Source organism: Nonomuraea sp. NPDC047529, assembly GCF_040642995.1.
Taxonomy (GTDB): domain Bacteria; phylum Actinomycetota; class Actinomycetes; order Streptosporangiales; family Streptosporangiaceae; genus Nonomuraea.
This window is the reverse complement of record NZ_JBEYTJ010000042.1, coordinates 68,049-86,479: the sequence shown is the minus strand read 5'-3', so window position 1 is coordinate 86,479 and position 18,431 is coordinate 68,049. Positions and strand designations below refer to the sequence as shown.

At 74.0% G+C, this 18,431-nt stretch carries 13 protein-coding genes; 8 read left to right on the top strand and 5 right to left on the bottom strand.

Annotated features, from left to right (window positions below; genetic code table 11):
- Window positions 1-61: 61 nt before the first annotated feature.
- Complete coding sequence (locus ABZ815_RS43185) at window positions 62-3,193, top strand: BTAD domain-containing putative transcriptional regulator (RefSeq protein ID WP_357707336.1); 3,132 nt, start codon at window positions 62-64, stop codon at window positions 3,191-3,193.
- 42 nt (window positions 3,194-3,235) lie between these two features.
- Entirely contained in the window at window positions 3,236-3,718 is a 483-nt protein-coding gene (locus ABZ815_RS43180; protein WP_357707335.1) for a DUF5946 family protein, read from the top strand.
- Between the two features lie 97 nt (window positions 3,719-3,815).
- Here the strand turns inward: ABZ815_RS43180 and ABZ815_RS43175 are convergent, their stop codons facing one another.
- The 5 genes from ABZ815_RS43175 to ABZ815_RS43155 form a co-directional block, all read right to left on the bottom strand.
- A complete protein-coding gene (locus tag ABZ815_RS43175) occupies window positions 3,816-6,788 on the bottom strand; it encodes a BTAD domain-containing putative transcriptional regulator (protein WP_357707333.1) in 2,973 nt (990 codons plus the stop codon).
- A 168-nt stretch (window positions 6,789-6,956) separates the two neighbouring features.
- Complete coding sequence (locus tag ABZ815_RS43170; protein ID WP_357707331.1) at window positions 6,957-8,195, bottom strand: MFS transporter; 1,239 nt, start codon at window positions 8,193-8,195, stop codon at window positions 6,957-6,959.
- A gap of 1 nt (window position 8,196) precedes the next feature.
- Window positions 8,197-8,781: a winged helix-turn-helix domain-containing protein gene (locus ABZ815_RS43165; protein WP_357707330.1), complete on the bottom strand. Its 585-nt coding sequence runs from the start codon at window positions 8,779-8,781 to the stop codon at window positions 8,197-8,199.
- Window positions 8,782-8,853: 72 nt separating this feature from the next.
- A complete protein-coding gene (locus tag ABZ815_RS43160; protein WP_357707328.1) occupies window positions 8,854-10,137 on the bottom strand; it encodes a Zn-dependent hydrolase in 1,284 nt (427 codons plus the stop codon).
- Window position 10,138: 1 nt separating this feature from the next.
- Complete coding sequence (locus tag ABZ815_RS43155; protein WP_357707327.1) at window positions 10,139-10,789, bottom strand: TIGR00730 family Rossman fold protein; 651 nt, start codon at window positions 10,787-10,789, stop codon at window positions 10,139-10,141.
- 182 nt (window positions 10,790-10,971) lie between these two features.
- On the opposite strand from ABZ815_RS43155, the gene ABZ815_RS43150 reads away from it, so the two are divergent.
- The 6 genes from ABZ815_RS43150 to ABZ815_RS43125 are packed head-to-tail and all read left to right on the top strand — an operon-like array spanning window position 10,972 to window position 18,411.
- Complete coding sequence (locus ABZ815_RS43150) at window positions 10,972-11,433, top strand: cobalamin-dependent protein (RefSeq protein WP_357707326.1); 462 nt, start codon at window positions 10,972-10,974, stop codon at window positions 11,431-11,433.
- Complete coding sequence (locus ABZ815_RS43145; protein ID WP_357707325.1) at window positions 11,430-12,719, top strand: methylaspartate mutase; 1,290 nt, start codon at window positions 11,430-11,432, stop codon at window positions 12,717-12,719. The genes ABZ815_RS43150 and ABZ815_RS43145 overlap by 4 nt, the downstream gene beginning before the upstream one ends.
- The gene (locus ABZ815_RS43140) at window positions 12,688-13,674 is read left to right on the top strand and encodes an asparagine synthetase A (protein ID WP_357707324.1); all 987 of its coding nucleotides are present in this window, start codon (window positions 12,688-12,690) and stop codon (window positions 13,672-13,674) included. Before ABZ815_RS43145 ends, ABZ815_RS43140 begins: the two co-directional genes overlap by 32 nt.
- A complete protein-coding gene (locus ABZ815_RS43135) occupies window positions 13,671-14,990 on the top strand; it encodes a glutamate synthase-related protein (protein ID WP_357707322.1) in 1,320 nt (439 codons plus the stop codon). Before ABZ815_RS43140 ends, ABZ815_RS43135 begins: the two co-directional genes overlap by 4 nt.
- Window positions 14,987-15,214, top strand: a complete 228-nt coding sequence (locus ABZ815_RS43130) for an MbtH family protein (protein ID WP_357707321.1) — start codon at window positions 14,987-14,989, stop codon at window positions 15,212-15,214. Before ABZ815_RS43135 ends, ABZ815_RS43130 begins: the two co-directional genes overlap by 4 nt.
- Entirely contained in the window at window positions 15,211-18,411 is a 3,201-nt protein-coding gene (locus ABZ815_RS43125; RefSeq protein ID WP_357707320.1) for an amino acid adenylation domain-containing protein, read from the top strand. Before ABZ815_RS43130 ends, ABZ815_RS43125 begins: the two co-directional genes overlap by 4 nt.
- Window positions 18,412-18,431 lie beyond the last annotated feature (20 nt).

Sequence of the window (18,431 nt, the reverse complement as noted above, 5' to 3'; positions counted from 1 at the left end):
CTTAGATCGCTCTTTCAGCCGACATCGCACTGCTTTCGACGACGTCGTACCCTTGGCCCTTGTGCGGATCGAGGTGCTGGGACCGGTTCGGGCCTTCACCCGTGACGGCGCGCCCGTCGACGCCGGCGGCGTGATGGTGCGCGCGCTGCTGGCCCGGCTGGCGCTGGCCGGAGGCGGGACCGTACCGGCCGGCACCCTCGTCGACGACCTGTGGGGCGCGCGCGGGGGCACCGTCAACGCGCTGCACGGCCTGGTGCACCGGCTGCGCAAGGCGCTGGGCGAGGCCGGGGTCCTGGAGTGGACGGGCGGCGGATACCTCCTGCACGTGCGCGCCGAGGACGTCGACGCCTGCCGTTTCGAGGACAGGGCCAGGCGCGGCGGTCGCGAGCTGGCCTCGGGCTCCGCGCGGCGAGCAGGCTCGCTGCTGGAGGAGGCGCTGGCGCTGTGGCGGGGAGACGCGCTGGCCGACGTGCGCGACGCCCCCTTCGCCGGTACGGCCGCGCCACGCCTTGAGGAGTTGCGCGTCGCGGCCGTCGAGGACCGGTTCGAGGCGCAGCTGCGCCTGGGACGCCACGACGACGTCCTGGCCGACATGGCGGCCATGGCCGCCGCCCACCCGTTGCGTGAACGGCTGGCCGGGCTGCGCATGCGCGCCCTGCACGCGGCGGGCCGCCGGTCCGACGCGCTGGCCGTGTACGAGCAGGTCCGCGGCACGCTCGCCGAGGAACTGGGGGTCGACCCGTCCGAGAGGCTGCGCGACACGCACCTGGCCGTCCTGCGCGGCGAGCCGGAGCGCCGCGAGCCGGACCAGACCCGGCCGCAGGCGGCGCGGGGACGGCTGCCGGCCCCGCTGACCAGCTTCGTCGGCCGGGCGGACGAACTGGGACTGCTGACCGGTTCGCTGGAGACCTCCCGGCTGGTCACCGTCGTGGGGCCGGGAGGGGTGGGCAAGACCCGGCTGGCGATCGAGGCGGCGAGCCGCCATCGAGCCCGTCAGCGGGGCCGCGTCTGGCTCGTCCTGCTGGCCGGGGTGACCACGGCCGGCGGGCTGCCCGAGGCGGTGCTGGGCACGCTCGGCCCCGCCGGCGTGCAGCCCTCCGGCACGCCTCTGGAGCGGGTGGTCGGCCTGCTGGCCGGCGGCGAGGGCGTGCTGGTGCTCGACAACTGCGAGCAGATCGCCGGCCCCGTCGCGGAGTTCGCCGGGCACCTGCTGGAGCGCCTGCCGTACCTGACCGTCCTGGCCACGAGCCGGGAACCGCTGGAGGTGATGGGCGAGGCGCTGTGCCGGCTGGGCCCGCTCGGCCTGCCGCCGGCACACGCGGACGCCGCCCAGGCCGCCGGGTCGGACGCGGTGCGCCTGTTCCGCGATCGCGCGACGGCCGTCCAGCCCGGCTTCGCCCTGGACGCCGCCGGCACGGCCGCGGTCGTGGACATCGTGCGCCGGCTGGACGGGCTGCCCCTGGCCCTCGAACTGGCCGCCGCGCGGCTGCGGACCATGAGCGCCGAGCAGGTCGCCACGCGGCTGGACGACCGCTTCCGGCTGCTCAGCACCGGCAACCGGGCCGCGCAGCCCCGCCAGCAGACCCTCCACGCGGTCATCGAATGGAGCTGGGACCTCCTCACCGACCAGGAACGCGTGCTCGCCCGCCGGATCTCGATCTTCCCGGGGCCCACCGGGACGGCCGCGATCGAGGCGGTCTGCTCCGACGGGACGCTGCTCCCTGCCGTCGAGGTCGCCGATCTGCTGGACTCCCTGGTCGGCAAGTCGATCGTGGAGCGGTCCGGCGACGCGTACCGGATGCTGGAGACCATCCGCGCCCATTCGGCCGGCAAGCTTCGCCAGGCGGGCGAGGCCGAGGCCGTCCTGCGTGGGTTCGTCCGGCACTTCGCCGATCTGGCCGCGGGGCACGAGCGGTCGTTGCGCTCGGAAGGGCAGGCGGAGGCGCTGCGGCTGTTCCAGGCCGAACACGACAACCTGGTGTTCGCCCTGCACACGGCCATCGACGCCGGCGACGCCCACGCGGCCGCCCGGCTCCTCGGCCCGCTGTACTGGTACTGGGTCGTGCTCCGCTACGACGCCCGGGCCGGCTCCTACGTCGCCAAGGTGGCCGCGTTCGGCGACGCGCTGCCCGCCGACGCCCGGGCCGCGTTCACCGCGATCCACCTGGTGGCCGGCGAGGGCGGGCCGATCCAGGACCCCGAGCGCCTGCGCGCGCTCGTCGACGACTGCGCGCGCACGGGCGCGCTGCGGCGCCATCCGATGCTGCTGACCGTCGTGCTGCCCATGGCGGCGGTGATCGGGCCGCAGGAGCTGGTCGACCGGGAGATCGCCCGCGTGCGCGACGGCTCGGACCGCTGGGCGACCGCCTGCACCCTCATGATCGAAGCCATGCGTCACCGGCAGCGGGGCGACCGGGCGAACTCCGCGACCGCGATGGCGGCGGCGCTGCGCGCGTTCGAGGAGACGGGCGACCGATGGTGGACGGCCAAGGCCCTGTACGGGCTGGCGCAGATCCACGCCGTCGGCGGCGAACACGACCAGGCGATCGCCGCCTACGAGCGCACCATCGCGATCGCCGCCGAGCTCGGCTCGCAGGACGAGGTCTCGGCCCGGCTCGGGCTCGCCGCCGAACGCATGCGCACCGGCGACCTCACCGGCGCCGGGCACGACATCGAAGCCGCCGAACGGGCGGCCTGGGAGCGGGGTCAGCCCGTCCTGGAGATCGACGTCCTGGGCAGGCGGGCCGAGCTGTGCCGCCGCCGCGGCGACATCGAACGGGCCGGCCGGGAGCTCGACCGCATCGAGACGCTCGCCCGCCAGGCCCGCATCGCCCCGGAGACGATCGCGAACCTCCTGACGCCCGCCAGGATGTCGAACCTCCTCACCGCCGGGGAGGCCGCGGCCGCGCGGGCGTTGCTGCCCGGGGCCGTCCGGGCCGCGCGGGCGACCATGGACGTCCCCTCGGCCGCTCATCTCCTGGCCCGGCTGCTGTTCCTGGAGGACGACCCGGTCGGCGCGGCCACCGCGCTCGGCCTGAGCCAGGCCATCCGCGGCACCTTCGACCACGGCGACATCGAACTGCGCGCTTTGGCGGACACGCTCGCGTCCCGTCTCGGCCGTCCCGCCTACGACACCGCCTACCAGCAGGGCGCCGCCTTGCCTCCTGACGAGGCCGCCGACCGGCTGAGGTAATCTCGTCGACAATGTCCTTCCTGGCCGCCTATCGTGCGGATCATGGCGGACAGTCCTGACGTGGGTCGGTGTGAGTGCGGCGCGGCCGCAGGCCCGTTGGGCACCTGCGTGGACTACTACCACGCCGTCCTCGCCGAAGAACAGGCCGATGCTCGGATGTACAGATGGCACCCGCTGGTGGTCTGTGCGTTTCTCCTGCAGCATCCTTCCCGGGCTCACCCGAGGCATCTCGACGGCCAGTTCCGCCAACTGCAGCTCTACGTCGATCAGGGTCTTGACGCGCTGCTTCGCGTGGGGGCCCGCCAGGTGGCGCGGAACAAGCACGGAGGGCACCAGGACGTGGAGCTGTTGGCAGCGTACGCGCCGCTCCCCCCGGGCGGACCGCCCGCGTCCTTCCGTGCCACCTTCTGCGGCCTCCCGGCCGGGGACGGCAGTTTCGTGTCCGATGGGCATCCGGCATACGGCCACCGCATCGAGACCATCGCCGAGGCGACCGTGGAGTCCTGGAGATCCGTCCAGGGCTGACCGGGGGTGCGCGTCGGGAAGTGGTGGCCGGAGGGGAGTTCGGCGAGGGGCAGGCGTCCTCGGCGGTCTTCGGGATCAAGTGACGACCGCCCGGCGGTCACGTCCCTTCGCCGGGACGGGCGGGCGGGGGCGACAGGTGGGTGCGGACGCGGGCCAGCACGGCGAGGGCCCGCTGCTCCCACACCGCGTCGCCGGTCTGGGACAGCAGCGACAGCGCCTGCTGCACCGAGCTGTGCGCCTCGTCGACGCGCCCGGCGTCGCAGCACAGTTCCGCCAGGACGACGCGGCACCGCCCGGACAGGGTCCGCTCCCCGCATCGCTGGGCGAGGGCGAAGGACTGTTCGACCGTGCCGACCGCCTGGTCGTACCGGCCCTCCCGGTGCTGGACCATGCCGATGCCGAGGAGGGCGGCGGCCTCGGCGAGCCGGTCGCGGCCCAGCCTGGCCTCCTCCAGCGCCAGCGAGAAGTGCATCTCCGCGCGTTCCAGATCGTCGTCGCCCAGGTACAGGTTCCCCTGCTGCTGCCGGATCCGTACCTCGACGAGCCGGCAGCCGACCTCCCAGACCAGCCGCAGCGCGTTCTCCAGCAGCTTGCCGGCCCGGTCGCGGTCGCCGCGGTCGATCATGATCCCGGCCAGCCGGCACAGGACGTCGGCCTCGGTGACCGGGTCGTCGAGGTCGCGGAGCAGGGCGACCGACTCCTCGTACCGGCTGACCGCTAGGTCGGAGTGTCCGCGCAAGTGGTCCAGGGCGCCGAGATGGCGCAGGCCCAGGGCACGGCCGTGGGCCTCGCCGACCTCGGTGAACACCCGCATCGCGAGGCCGAGGTGGGCGCGCGCCTCGTCGAAGCGTTGTTGTTCGAGGGCCAGCACGCCCAGCGAATACAACATCGCCGCCTCGCCGCGACGGTTGTTCTGCGCGCGGCAGGCCTCCAGCGCCGCCTCGTGCGTGGAGCGCCAGTCGTCCCAGGCGCACCGTGCCTGGAGGAACGGCACGACGGTCAGGGACAGGTCCCAGCTGGTCTCCGGATATCCGTGGGTGGCCGCCTGCCGGGCCGCGGTCGTGATCGCGGCGTGTTCCTGGCCGAACCACTCGGCCGGTTCGGCCAGCAGCTGGTCCACCAGGTCCTCGGGCAGGGCCCAGCGCGGGGTCCGGCCGTGGATGCGCGCGTAGTCGCCGCCGTGCTCGCGCCGGTGCGCCTGCTCGGCCAGCGTCAGCCACGCGGCGAGGGCGCGGCCCAAAGCGGCGTGCTGCTCGTCCTCCGGTTCGGCGGCCAGCAGCTCGCGTGCGTAGAGCAGCACCCGATCCGGCATGGCGTAGCGGGAGAAGACGCCGTGCCCGCGCACCACGTCGATCAGGTGGGCGTCGACCAGGATCTCCAGGGCGGCGCTGTGGTGCCCCTCGCCGAGCAGCGGCGCGGCGATCCAGACCGGGAAGTCCTGGACGGTGAGCACGCCCAGCAGCCGGAACAGCCGGCGGGCGGGCGCGGGCAGCCGTTCGTACGTCGAGGCCAGGCTGTCCCGCACGCTGAGCGTGCCGTAGCTGAGCTCGTCGAGCCGGTGTTCCCCGGCCGAGAGCAGGTCGACCAGCTGGGCCACCGACCAGTGCGGCCGCCCGGCCAGCCTGGCGGCCACGATGCACAGGGCCAGCGGCAGCCGTCCGCACAGGGTGACCAGCTCCAGCGCGGCGGTCGGCTCGGCGAGGATGCGCGCCTGGCCCACCACGTTCGTCAGCAGGTCGATGGCGTCCTGGAGGCTCAGCGGGTCCACTTCGACGACGTCGGCGCCGCGGATGCCGGCGAGCCGCCACCGGCTGGTGATGATCAGGCCGCAGGAGCTGGAGCCGGGCAGCAGCGTGGCCACCTGGGCGTCGTCGGCCGCGTCGTCGAGCATGATGAGGATGCGGCGGTCGGCGATGCGGCTGCGGAACAGGGCCGCGCGTTCCTCCACCGACTCCGGGAGCAGGTAGCCGGGCACGCCGAGCATGGCGAGCATGCGCTCCAGCGCGCGGTGGGCGGTGATCGGCATGCCCTTCTCGCTGAGCGACAGGTAGAGCTGGCCGTCGGGGTAGGCGTCGTAGAGCTGGTGGGCGATGTGCACGCCCAGGGCCGTCTTGCCGACGCCGGGCGGCCCGGTGAGCACGGCCACGGGCGGGGTGTGCGGCCGTTCGCCGTGCGACACGACGGCGGCGAGCTTGGCATGCAGGCGGCTGACGTACGTCTGCCGTCCGACGTAGTGCGGGCTGTCGGTCGGCAACGTCCGGGGCGCGACGTACGGCGCCGACACGGTGCTGAAGGCGGCCGGCGGGGCGTGCGGGGAGACCGGCGTCGCGGGCGCCGGCGGCGGGGCGCTCGCCGCGGCGCCGTCGGTGAGGATGATCCGTTCGGCGGTCCGCAGTTCCTGCCCGGGTTCCAGTCCGAGCTCGTCGATCAGCCGGCTGCGGACCACCTGGAACTGCGACAGCGCCTCGGCCTGCCGGCCGGAGCGGTAGAGCGCGATCATGAGCAGGCTCCAGAGCCGCTCGCGCAGCGGGTGGCTCTCCGCCCTGGCGGTCAGCTCGTGCAGCACCTGATGGTGGTGGCCCAGTTCCAGTTCGAGCTCGAAGCGCTGCTCCAGGACGTCCAGGCGGCGTTCGGCCAGCCGGGCCGCGGCGGCCTCGACCAGTTCGCCCTCGACACCTGCCAGGGGCTCCCCCTGCCACAGGGCCAGGGCCCGGCGCAACGCCTCGGCGGCGGCTTCGGTGTCGGAGCGTGCCCTGGCCGCGGCGGCCTCCTGCACGAGCCGGTCGAAGATGTGCAGGTCGACGCTGTCGGCGGCGGCGAGCAGCTGGTAGCCGGGCGCCTTGGTCACGATCCGCGCGGGCAACGCCGCCCGTCTCAGCAGCCGCCGCAGGCCGGAGATGCAGGTGTAGATCTGGCTGCGGACGGTCGAGGGAGGCGCGTCCGACCAGACCGCTTCGATGAGGCGGTCGACCGACACCACGTGGTTGACGTCGAGCAGCAGCATCGCGAGCACGGCGCGGTGCCGGGGGGCGGTGATCTCGACGGGTGCTCCGTCGGTGGTGATCTGCACTGGCCCGAGAATCCTGAAGTGCACGCCGCCGCCCCATCCGTCCACATATCTCGATTCCTATCGATGAGATATCACATGGAGGTGAAAATCGCGCCTAACAGAGGAAAGGCAGGCTAAACAGTGCACTAGCGGCAAATTCGGTTACTGATTAATGCCGGTCGAAAAACATCACTGCCGCAGGATTTCGGTCTGCGGCCTGCGGGCCGGGCGCAACGCGAAGTAGGCCACCGCGCCGGAGGCCAGGTACAGCACGGCCTGCACGTTGAGGACGAGCACCACGTCGAGCACGTCGCCGAGCACGCCGGCCGCCGCCATGCCCAGCCCTTGTGAGGCGTTGTAGACCACGTAGAACGCGCCGAAGGCGCGGCCCAGATCGCTGTCGGACACGCTTTGCTGGATCTGCGCGAACGCGCCGCTGTTGTACGCGATTCCGGGCACGCCGATCAGGATGAAAAGCACGACATAAATCTCGACCTGACGCGAGAGCGCCGGGCCGTTCCAGATGGTCAGACTCAGCAGGCCGAACGAGACGGCGCCCAGGCTCATCAGCAACCAGGGGCTCAGGCGCGCGCCGAGCAGGCCGACGATGAGCCCGCCCGCCACGCCGCCGATCGCCTGGACACCGCGCAGCACGCCGGTGAGCGTGCCGTCGGCGTGCAGCGCGCGGCTGACGAACACGACGAAGAGCACCACGAACAGGCCCTGTGCGACGCCGCCCAGCGCCACGCTCTGGAACGTCGCCCGGACGCCGCGGTTGCGCATCATCGCCACCAGGCCGGACCGCCAGTTCGCGAAGAACGACGCGGCGCCGCCGTCCGTGGCCGGTTCGGCGGCGTCGTACCGGGCCGTCCGGCGGGCGACCGCGATCAGGGCGGCGGCCGTCACGAACGCCACGGCGGCGCCGATCGCCAGGTACCGGGTTCCCTCCCGGGTGATCGCGAAGCCGCCCAGCGAGCTGCCGATCAGGCGTCCCGCGCTGGTGTTGAGCGCGACCATGCTGTTGGCGCGCACCAGGTGCGCGGCCTCGACCAGCCGGGGCAGGGCGGCGTTGCGGGCCGAGTCGAACGTCTGGGTCAGCACCGCCTGGGCGCCGGCGACCACGCAGATGATCCACAGGCGGTGACCCGGCTCGCCCACCAGCGGCAGCACCACCACCGCCTGCACCACCGCGACGCCGCTCATCAGCCGGAACCGGTCGAAGCGGTCGGCGAGCGCCCCGGCGAACGATCCCAGGGTGATGCCGCACAACAGCTCGACGAGGAACACGGCGGAGGTGACCAGCGCCGAGCCGGTGACGCCGAAGACGTAGATGGGCAACCCGGTGATCAGCAGCCAGCTCGCCACGCTCGACGCGAGCCCGGCGATCCAGATGAGGACGAATCCGCGGTGACGCAGCAGCATCAACATGTCAGATGAATTCCGGTGTGGGATAGGCCTGCAGGCTCAGGCTGACCGGCAGGGCGTCACCCGGCGCCCCGTCGCGCACCGGGCGCAGGTACGGCCTGATGACGGCGTCCAGCGTCAGGGTGAGGTGCCGCAGTTCCTCGGGGGTCAGCGAGAGCGTGTAGTTGTGGAAGGTCGCGCTCTCCCGCCACTGGTCGGGCAGCTTGTGCTGCTGTCGCTGGTAGTGCTGCAGCGACCGGAACACCTCGTCCAGCTCCAGCGAGGTCAGCGCGTCGTTGACCTGCCGGCCCTGCTCGTCCCCCGGCTCGGGCAGGAACTCCAGGCCGGTGGCGGCGGCGCGCCACGGCCGGTCGCGCCGGTTGGCGCCCTGCGCGGGCGCGCGCTCGATCAGCCCGTGGCGGGCGAGCTGGTGCAGGTGGTAGCTGCAGTTGGAGCCGGTGTCGCCGAGCGCCTCGGCGCACTGCGCCGCCGTTCGCGGGCCGGCCGCCAGCAGGTAGCGCAGCAGGCGCAGCCGTAGGGGATGGGCGAGCGCGCGCAGCTTGGTGGGGTCCTGTACGCGTACGCGTCGTTCCGGTCTGGTCGGTTCCATGGACACTCCCGTACGAAAGACTCCTTTCGTTGATACCCTCTCAGAGCCAGTTTTCGCAAGGCTTCTTGTGAATCAGTGGATCGCGCCTCGCCGACACAGCTCCCACGCGGCCCGCAACAGCACGTCGCCGCCCGCCACCAGCTCCCGGTCGCCGGTGTGCTCGTCGGGTGCGTGGCTGACCCCGCCGACGCTGGGCACGAAGATCATGCCGATCGGCGCGGCCGCGGCCATGATCTGCGCGTCGTGACCGGCGCCACTGGCCACCGTCCGGTTCGGCAGGTCCAGCGCGGAGCTGGCCCGCGCGATCACCCGCCGCAGGCCCGCGTCGGTGGCGACCGGCGTCGCGCGCATCACCGGGTCCAGTTCGATCGTCGTGCCGGTCAGGGTGGCGATCCGCTCCGCCACGGCACGCAGCGCCACCTCGGCGGCGGCCAGGCGGTCCTTGTCGGTGTCGCGGAGCTCGGCCGTCATCCGGACCTCGCCGGCGATCACGTTGGGCACGTTCGGCGTGGGGTTCAGCGCGCCCACCGTCGCGACCTGGCACGCGCTGGAGCGGGCGAGCTCCTCGACGGCGAGCACGACCCGCGCGGCGGCGGCCATGGCGTCGCGGCGCAGGTCCATGGGCGTCGTCCCGGCGTGGCCCTGCCGGCCGCGCACCCGCGCCTCGAACAGGGTGCGCCCGACGATGCTGGTCACCACCCCGATCGGGACCCCGGCGCGCTCCAGGACCGGGCCCTGCTCGATGTGCAGCTCCAGGAACGCGCCGATCGAGCCGTCGGGCCACGCGGCGTCGGCGACCCGATCCAGGTCACCGCCGGCCTCGCGCAACGGCCCGGCGATCGAGACGCCGTCGCGGTCCACCGCCCGCCGCGGGTCGCACAGGTCGCCGGTCAGGGCCATCGAGCCCCAGAACGCCTGCGGGAAGCGGGCGCCCTCCTCGTTGGTGAAGGCCACCACGACCGGTTCCCAGCTCAGCGGCTCGTCCCGGCCGGCCAGGACGCGCAGCGCCTCCAGCGCCGCGACCACCCCGTACGCGCCGTCCAGCCGCCCGCCGTGCACCACGCTGTCGAGATGCGAGCCCATCAGCAACACCGGGCCCGCGGTGCGCCGGCGGCGGCGTACCACCAGGTTCCCCGCCGGATCGACGGCCGCCGCGAGGCCCGCCGCCTCGGCCCTGCCGATGAGGTGGCGGCGCGCGTCGGCGTCGGCGCGGCTGAAGCCGGGACGGGACACCCCGCCCCGGTCGTCGGCGCCGAAGCGGGCCAGCTCCGCGAGGTCGCGCAGCAGGCGGGGACCGTCGACCCGCGGGACGTCCGCCACGACCGTTGCGCGCGACTCGGTCACCGAAGAGCTCATCTCAACGCCCCTCCACGTCGGCGGCGACCGGGACGGCCGCCTCGGCCAGGTACGTCTCCAGGCACCGCAGCGCGTCCTCGGCGCTGTCGGTCACCGAACAGTGCGGGCCGAAGCCGGGCTCGGTGAAACCCCGGTGCGCCAGGTCCCGCACCAGCGCGACGAAGCGCCCCCAGAAGCCTTCCGAGTCGACCAGCACGATCGGCTTCGCCAGCACCTCCAGCTGGTTGAGGCTGATCACCTCCAGCACCTCGTCGAGCGTCCCGAACCCGCCCGGCAGCGCGACGAAGGCGTCCGCCCTGGTCAGGAAGGCCGACTTGCGCTCGCCCATCGTCGTGGTCAGCACGGTGTCCTGCGGCGGGGCGGCGATGCCGCGCTCGCGTTCGTACAGGAACGTGGGGATGACACCGGTGATCGGCGCGCCGTGCCGCTGCGCGGACCACGCGAGCTCGCCCATCAGTCCCGATCCGCCGCCACCGTAGAGCAGCCGGTGCCCGCGGCTGCCGATCAGCCGTCCCAGCCGCCGGGCGGTCTCCGCGTCGCCGGCGTGCAGGCCCGGCCGGGCGCCGCAGAAGACGCAGATCGTCAGGGGGCGCGGCGCCGTGCCGCTGGACATCTCGTCGGCCGGCATCGCCGACAGGTTTCGCAGGGTCATGCCGATGCATGGAACACGCGCCGCCTATCACCGGCATATCGGCGGCGTCCGGCGGCGTCGGGTGGCGTCGGGTGGCGCGGTGAGAGATCGCCGATAGGACGGCGACAGCTCCCCGGTAGGCCCGCCCTCCACGATGGCCCAGACGTGAACGAGCCCCGCCCGCCACCAGAAGGGATGGCCGCGTGCTTGCCACCGCAGTCGCCGCCGCCGCACCGGAGGTACCCGTCCGGTCCGGCCGCGGGCATCTCACCGTCCTGCTGTCCGGCACGTCCTCCGACGCGCACACCTGGAACCTGGTCTACCTGCAGCTGCTGCTGGAGGAGGCCGGTCACGCGGTGGCCAACCTGGGCGCCTGCGTACCGGACGACCTGCTGATCGACCGCTGCCGCGACCTGCGTCCCGACCTGCTGGTGATGAGCAGCGTCAACGGGCACGGCCGGCACGACGCCGCCCGGGCGGCACGACGCCTGAGACAGTGCCCGCAGACCGCCGGCGTGCCCGCGGTGATCGGCGGCAAGCTCGGCATCGCCGGCCGGCCCAACTCCCGCCTCGCGCCCGAACTGCTCGCGGCGGGCTTCGACCGGGTCTTCGGGGAGCAGGTGAGCGAGCTGCTGGCCTACGCCGCGACGGTCCCGGCGCGATGACCACCGCCGAGTACGCGTTCGGCGCGTTCGTCGCCGCGGCGGCCGCCGACCGCCGGGTCGTGGTCCAGCCCCGGATGGGCTTCAGCTCGCTGAGCCGTACCCGCGCCGGGCTGGAGGCCACCCGCGACGCCGCCCGCACCACCGCGGGAACCATCACCGTGGACAGTTACACCAGGGTCGGCGACCACGCGTCGGCGCGCCGGGCGCTGACCGCGGGCGAGGACCTCAACGGCTTCCCGATCGTCGCGCACGGCGCCGACGCGATCCGGCGGATGCTCGACGGCGTGCGCGACAGGACGTTCCCGGTCCAGGTCCGGCACGGCTCCGCCGACCCACGGCCGATCGTCGCCACGGCGCTGGCCGCCGGCCTGGACGCCACCGAGGGCGGGCCGATCTCCTACTGCCTGCCCTACTCCCGCACGCCGCTGACCGAGTCGGTGTCGAACTGGGCCCGCTGCGCCGGCATGCTCGCCGCCGGTATCGGCCCGGACCGCGAACCGCATCTGGAGACGTTCGGCGGCTGCATGCTCGGCCAGCTGACCCCGCCCGCCATGCTGGTGGCGCTCAGCCTGCTGGAGGCGCTGTTCTTCGCCCAGCACGGGCTGCGCAGCGTCTCGCTCAGCTACGCCCAGCAGACCAACGAGGCACAGGACCGCGAGGCGGTCGGCGCGCTGCGCACCCTGGCCGCCGAACGGCTCGGCGGCCTGGACTGGCACATCGTCGTCTACGCCTACATGGGGTTGTATCCGCGGACCGCGCACGGCGCTTCGCGGTTGCTGAGGCAGGCGGCTCGGCTGACCGTCCACAGCGGCGCCGCCCGGCTGATCGTGAAGACCACCGCCGAGGCGTACCGGATCCCGACGGTCGCCGAGAACGTGCAGGCCCTGCGCACCGCCGAGCGCGCGGCGGCGCGGGCGCGGACCGCGCCCCTCCCCGCGGTCGCCGACACCGGCGTGCTGGCCCAGGCCCGCGCGTTGATCGAGGCGGTGCTGGATCTCGACCCGGACGTCGGGACCGCCCTGATCCGCGCGTTCCGGCACGGCTACCTGGACGTCCCGTACTGCCTGCACCCGGACAACCAGGGCCGCACCCGCAGCTTCCTGGACGGCGACGGCGTCCTGCGCTGGTCGCGGATCGGCTCACTGCCCCTCGGCGACCTGGTGGAACCGACGCGCCACCGCATGCGCGCCGGCGACCTGCTGGCCGCCCTGTCGTACGTACAGCGAACCTTCGACGAACAACGAGGTGAATCCCATGACGCGGGGACCGATGCCGGAGCTACGTGACCACCTGACCTCACCCGTCACCCGGGCGGCCCTGACCGTCCAGGGCCAGGTGCTGGCCTGCGCCCGGGAGTTCCTGACCGCGGCCGGGTTCATGGAGCTGCAGGCGCCGATCATCGGACCGGTGACCGACCCCGGCGGGCGCGGCGCGAAGCCGGCCGACGTCGACCTCTACGGTTCCCGGTACAAGCTCATGACCAGCGCCATCCTGTACAAACAGGCGTCGCTGCTGATGTTCGACAAGATCTTCTTCATCTCGCCGTGCGTGCGGCTGGAGCCGCTGGAGACCGCCGCCACCGATCGGCACCTGGTCGAGTTCCACCAGATCGACGTCGAGATGGCCGGCGCCTCCCGCGACGAGGCCGTCGAGCTGGCGCAGAACCTGCTCCGGCACATCGTGACCCGCACCGCGAGCCTGCGGCCCGACGCCCTGGAGACCCTCGGCCGCGACCCCGGCGCGTTCGCCGGCTACGGCGAGGGCGACTTCGACCGGATGACGCACGCCGACGCGGTACGCACGTTGCACGCCATCGGGCACGACTCGCAGCAGGCGGACTCCGAGATCGACTGGCCGGGCGAGGCGAAGTTGTCCGCCAAGGCCGCCCGGCCGTTCTTCATCGTCGACTACCCGAAGGGCAGCCGGGGGTTCTACGACCGCGAGAGCGAGACCGAGCCCGGCGTGCTGCGCAACTTCGACCTGATCGCCCCCGAGGGGTACGGCGAGCTGGCCAGCGGCAGCGAACGCGAGTCCGGTTACCGGCGGGTCGTCGCCCGCATCCGCGAGTCCGGCGAGAATCCCGCCAAGTACCAGTGGTACCTCGACCTGCTGCGCACCGGCGTCCCGGCCAGCGCGGGCTTCGGCCTCGGCCTCGAACGGCTGACCCGCTACGTCGCCGGGCTCGACGCGGTCTGGCAGGCCAGCGCCTACCCGAAGCTGCCCGGGACGGCGACGCCGTGACCGGGCTCGTCGCGCACGGGTTCCCCGAGCAGCCGATACGCCGACGGGCGCGCCACGGCGTCGCGGCCCTGTTCCCGGACGCCGGCGGCTACGGCAGCGCCCTGTTCGGCTCCCTGTTCGGCGCCCAGGACACCGCCGGCGACGACCCGCTGGAGTCCGCCCGGCTGGTGCCGCCGGTGTTCATGCCGAACCGGCTGGAGAAGCTGATCGAGCTCGGCCGCGAACCCACCTACCGCGACGTCGACCTGTCGACCGTGATCGGCGCCCTGCGCTCGCCGCTGCCGGTGTACGTCTCCGCGTTCGGCTCGACCCGGGCCGCCGGCCACGAGCTGGGCCTGGCGGTCAGCCGGCAGGCGGCGAGCCTGGGCCTGCCGATGGTGATCGGCGAGAACGTCGTGCCCGTCAACGGCTTCGGCCGCGACAGCGAACCGGCGGGCCGGTCCCTGCTGTCGCGGCTGCGCGCCTACGCCGCCGAGGCCGACGACGCGACCGGCGGGGTCGTCGTGCAGCAGAGCACCGAGGACGCCGACGCCGAGGTCTGGCAGCTGGTCTACGGCGACCCGTCCACGCAGCGGCTGCTCGACTCCGGCCGGCTGGCGTTCGAGCTCAAGCTCGGCCAGGGCGCCAAACCCGGTCTCGGCGGCATGACCCTGGTGGACCAGGCGGCCGCGCGGCGGCTGGCGGACCGCTACGCCCTGGAGGAACTGCTCGACGCCGGCTCCGACGCCGACGCCGGCTCCGGTTCCGGCTCCGCGGCGCTGCTGCGGTGCGGCACGCCGGGCACCTTCACCGCCGAGATCCTGGCCCAGCAGATCCGCTTCATGCGCAACAACTTCCCGCGGGTGCGGATCTGGGTGAAACTGCACCCGGGTCGCGACGTCGCCGAGGCCGCCACCGTCGCGCGGGCCGCCGGGGCCGACGCCGTCACGGTCGACGGCGCGGAGGGCGGCACCGGCTGGGCGCCGTCGGCCTTCCTCGGACACGTGGGCCTGCCGCTGCACGAGTGCCTGCGCCGGCTGGGCCCGGACCGGCCCGGCCTGCTGGTGTCCGGCCGCATGTGGGAGGGCACCCGCGCGGTGAAGTGCATGGCGCTGGGCGCCACCGCCGTCGGGCTGGGCCGCGCGGCCATGCTGGCCGCCGACGAGGACCCCGCGTCCGGCCTGGTCCGGCTGGTCCGATGCCTGGAGCTGGAGATGCGGATGCTGATCAGCGCCCTCGGCCAGTACGCGCCCGCCGCGCTGAGCCCGCACGACGTCTGGAACCCGGCCGGCTCCCCCGCCGACCACACGCCCGAGCTGCAAGGAGTAGCGCCGTGACCAATCCGTTCGAGTCCGACAACGACCGATACTTCGTGCTGGTCAACGCGGAGCGCCAGCACTCGTTGTGGCCGGTCACGGCCGCCGTACCGGCCGGCTGGTCGGTGGCGCACGGCGGCGACACCCGCGACGCCTGCCTGCGCTACGTCGAGCAGAACTGGACGGACCTGCGGCCGGCCGGCCTCGCCGCCGAGATGGACGGGACGGGAACGGTGACGCCATGACCCAGGACTCCCCGGTCGTCCCGGCCGGAACCCTGGTCGGCCTGCTGCGGGAGCAGGCGGCCCGGACCCCGCGGGCCCCCGCGGTGGTCGCCGAGGACGCCTGCCTCACCTACGCCGAGCTCGACGCCCGCACCGACCGGCTGGCCCGGCGGCTGCGGCACGCCGGGGCCGGCCCGGAGCGGGTCGTCGCCGTCGCCGTGCCCCGCGGCGCCGGCCTGGTCGTGGCGATCGTCGCGGTGATCAAGTCCGGCGCCGCGTACCTGCCGCTGGAGCCCGGCGACCCGCCGCGGCGGCTGCGTTTCCTGCTGGCCGACGCCGGAGCCGTCGCCGCCGTCACGTCCGGAGCCGGTGACGCCTTCGAGGGCGTCGTCACCGTCGACGTCGCCGACGCCGGTGCGCCGTCGGTCACGCTGCCCGAGGTCCGGCCCGGCAACCTGGCGTACGTCATCTACACCTCCGGCTCGACCGGACGTCCCAAAGGCGTCGGGATCAGCCATCGGGCCATCGTCAACCGCCTGGCCTGGATGCAGGCGCAGTACGGCCTGCGGCCCGACGACCGGGTGCTGCAGAAGACCCCGGCCGGCTTCGACGTGTCCGTGTGGGAGTTCTTCTGGCCGCTGCTGCAGGGCGCGACGCTGGTCATGGCCCGCCCGGACGGCCACCGCGACCCCGCCTACCTGGCCGAGGTCATCGACCGCGAGCGGATCACCACCCTGCACTTCGTGCCGTCGATGCTCGCCGCCTTCCTCCGGGCCCGGCCCGGGACACCGTTGCCCAGCGTGCGGCGGGTGCTGTGCAGCGGTGAGGCCCTGCCCGCCGAGACGGTCCACCGCTTCCACCAGGCACACGACGCCGAGCTGCACAACCTCTACGGCCCCACCGAGGCCGCCGTGGACGTGACCGCGTGGCCCTGCCCACCGGGCATGCCGGACGTCCCGGTGCCGATCGGGCGGCCGGTGTGGAACACCGGGGTGCACGTGCTCGACGGCGCGCTACGTCCGGTCGCCGACGGCGAGGTCGGCGAGTTGTACCTGACCGGCGTCCAGCTGGCCCGCGGCTACCTGGGCCGGCCCGGGCTCACCGCCACCCGCTTCGTGGCCGACCCGTTCGGCGCCGCGGGCGAGCGCATGTACCGGACCGGCGATCTCGGCCGGCGCCGGCCCGACGGCGCGTTCGAGTACGCCGGCCGGGTCGACAACCAGGTCAAACTACGCGGACAGCGCATCGAGCTCGGCGAGATCGAGTCGGCGCTGACCGGCCACCCGGCGGTCGAGCAGGCCGCGGTGCTGGTCCGTGGAAACGCCGGGGGCCACCAGCACCTGGTGGGCTACCTGGTCACCGCCGAGCCGGTGACGGGCGACGCCCTGGAGGCGTACCTGGCCGAGCGCCTGCCGGCGCACATGGTGCCCGCCCGCTACGTCACGCTGGACGAGCTGCCGGTCACCGCCAACGGCAAGCTCGACCGGGCCGCCCTGGCCGCGATCGAACCGCCGCGGACCGGCGGCGGCCGGGCCGCCCGCACCGACCCGGAACGGCTGGTCTGCGGCATTCTGGCCGAGGTCCTGGCCCTGCCGGCGGTCCATCCCGACGACGGCTTCCTGCGGCTGGGCGGCGACAGCATCCAGGCCATCGACGCCGCCGGGCAGATCACCCGCGCCGGGCTGCCGGTGACCGTGCGCGACGTCATGGGCGCCCGGTCGGTCGCCGAGCTCGCCGAGCGCGCGCTGTCGCGCCCCGCGCCCGCCGTCGCCGCCGAGGCGCCCGAGGCCGGTCGGGGCGCCGTGCCGCTGACTCCGATCGTGCACTGGCTGCGCGAGCGGGGCGGGCCGGCCGACGCGTTCTGCCAGCGGCTGGTGCTGCGGATCCCCGCGCAGGTCACCGGCGAGTGGCTGACCGGCGTGCTGCGGCGCCTGCTGGAGGTCCACGACATGCTGCGGGCCCGCCGCCGGATCACCGCCGACGGGCAGTGGGAACTGCTCGTGCCCGCACCGGACGACGTGGACGCCCGGCAGTGCCTGACCGAGGTGCCGCTGAACGGCCGCACCGGCGAGGCCGCCGACGAGCTGATCCGCGCGGAGCTCGCCGCCGCGCAACAGCGCCTGAGCCTCGACGGGGGACGGCTGGTCCAGGCGGTCTGGTTCAGCGCCGAGCCCGGGCGGCAGGCCATGCTCGGCCTGGTCGTCAACCATCTGTGCGTGGACGGCGTCTCGTGGCGCGTCCTGCTCCACGACCTGCGCGAAGCCTGGCACGGCGGCGCCGGATGGCGGCCCGCGCCCGCGGCGACGTCCTTCCGCACCTGGGCGCGGCTGCTGAACGACGAGGCACGCTCCGGCGCCCGGCCGGGCGCGGCGGCGTACTGGTCGTCGGTGCTCGACGCCGGCCGCGCCCGCCTCGGACGGCCGTCGGACGCCCGGACCGACCACGAGTCAGCGGACCGCCTGCTCACGCTCGACCTGGACCCCGCCACCACCGAGCGGCTGGTGGGCCCGGACTCCCCCACGGTCAACGAGCTGCTGCTCACCGGCCTCGCCCTGGCCGTGCGCGAGCAGGCCCGCCGCGACGGCACGCCGGACCGGCCGGTCGTGGTGGACGTCGAGGGCCACGGACGGGAGGACCGCGACGGCACCGATCTGTCCCGGACCGTCGGCTGGTTCACCACCCTGTTCCCGGTCCGGCTGCTGGAGGCCGGTGACAACGACGGGGACGACCCGCGGGCCGCTCTGCGGCTGGTACGCGAGCAGTTGCGGGAGCTCCCGGACAAGGGCCTGGAGTACGGCCTGCACCGGTACCTGCGCGCGCCCGGCGAGCGCGTCACGGGGACCGAGCCGGAGATCGGGTTCAACTACCTGGGCCGCTTCGACGGCGGCGGCACCGGCGACTGGACGATCGTCGCGGACTTCGGCGTGGGCCTGGACTGCTTCGGTGCCGGCATGCCGACGGCGCACGCCGTCGAGGTCAACGCGGCGGTGGTCGACGGCGCCGGCGGGCCGGTGCTGCGCGCGACCTGGTCCTGGGCCGCCGGCGCGCTGACCCGGCCCGAGGTGACCCGGCTCGCCGAGACCTGGTTCCGCCTGCTGACCCGGCTCGCCGACGACACCGCCGCCGACGCCGCTGCGCCGCGCGACCTGACGTTGCGCTCGGTCAGCGCGGCGGAGCTGGCGGAACTCGAAGCGGAACTCAACGCGATCCGGTCGTGACCGCGGCCAGCAGAAGGAGC

Excerpts from the sequence above, each read along its gene's own strand:
- ABZ815_RS43165 (WP_357707330.1), bottom strand. The coding sequence starts at position 8,781 with ATGGAACCGACCAGACCGGAACGACGCGTACGCGTACAGGACCCCACC.
- ABZ815_RS43140 (WP_357707324.1), top strand. The coding sequence starts at position 12,688 with ATGACGCGGGGACCGATGCCGGAGCTACGTGACCACCTGACCTCACCC.
- ABZ815_RS43170 (WP_357707331.1), bottom strand. The coding sequence starts at position 8,195 with ATGTTGATGCTGCTGCGTCACCGCGGATTCGTCCTCATCTGGATCGCC.
- ABZ815_RS43160 (WP_357707328.1), bottom strand. The coding sequence starts at position 10,137 with ATGAGCTCTTCGGTGACCGAGTCGCGCGCAACGGTCGTGGCGGACGTC.
- ABZ815_RS43125 (WP_357707320.1), top strand. The coding sequence starts at position 15,211 with ATGACCCAGGACTCCCCGGTCGTCCCGGCCGGAACCCTGGTCGGCCTG.
- ABZ815_RS43155 (WP_357707327.1), bottom strand. The coding sequence starts at position 10,789 with ATGACCCTGCGAAACCTGTCGGCGATGCCGGCCGACGAGATGTCCAGC.
- ABZ815_RS43180 (WP_357707335.1), top strand. The coding sequence starts at position 3,236 with ATGGCGGACAGTCCTGACGTGGGTCGGTGTGAGTGCGGCGCGGCCGCA.
- ABZ815_RS43145 (WP_357707325.1), top strand. The coding sequence starts at position 11,430 with ATGACCACCGCCGAGTACGCGTTCGGCGCGTTCGTCGCCGCGGCGGCC.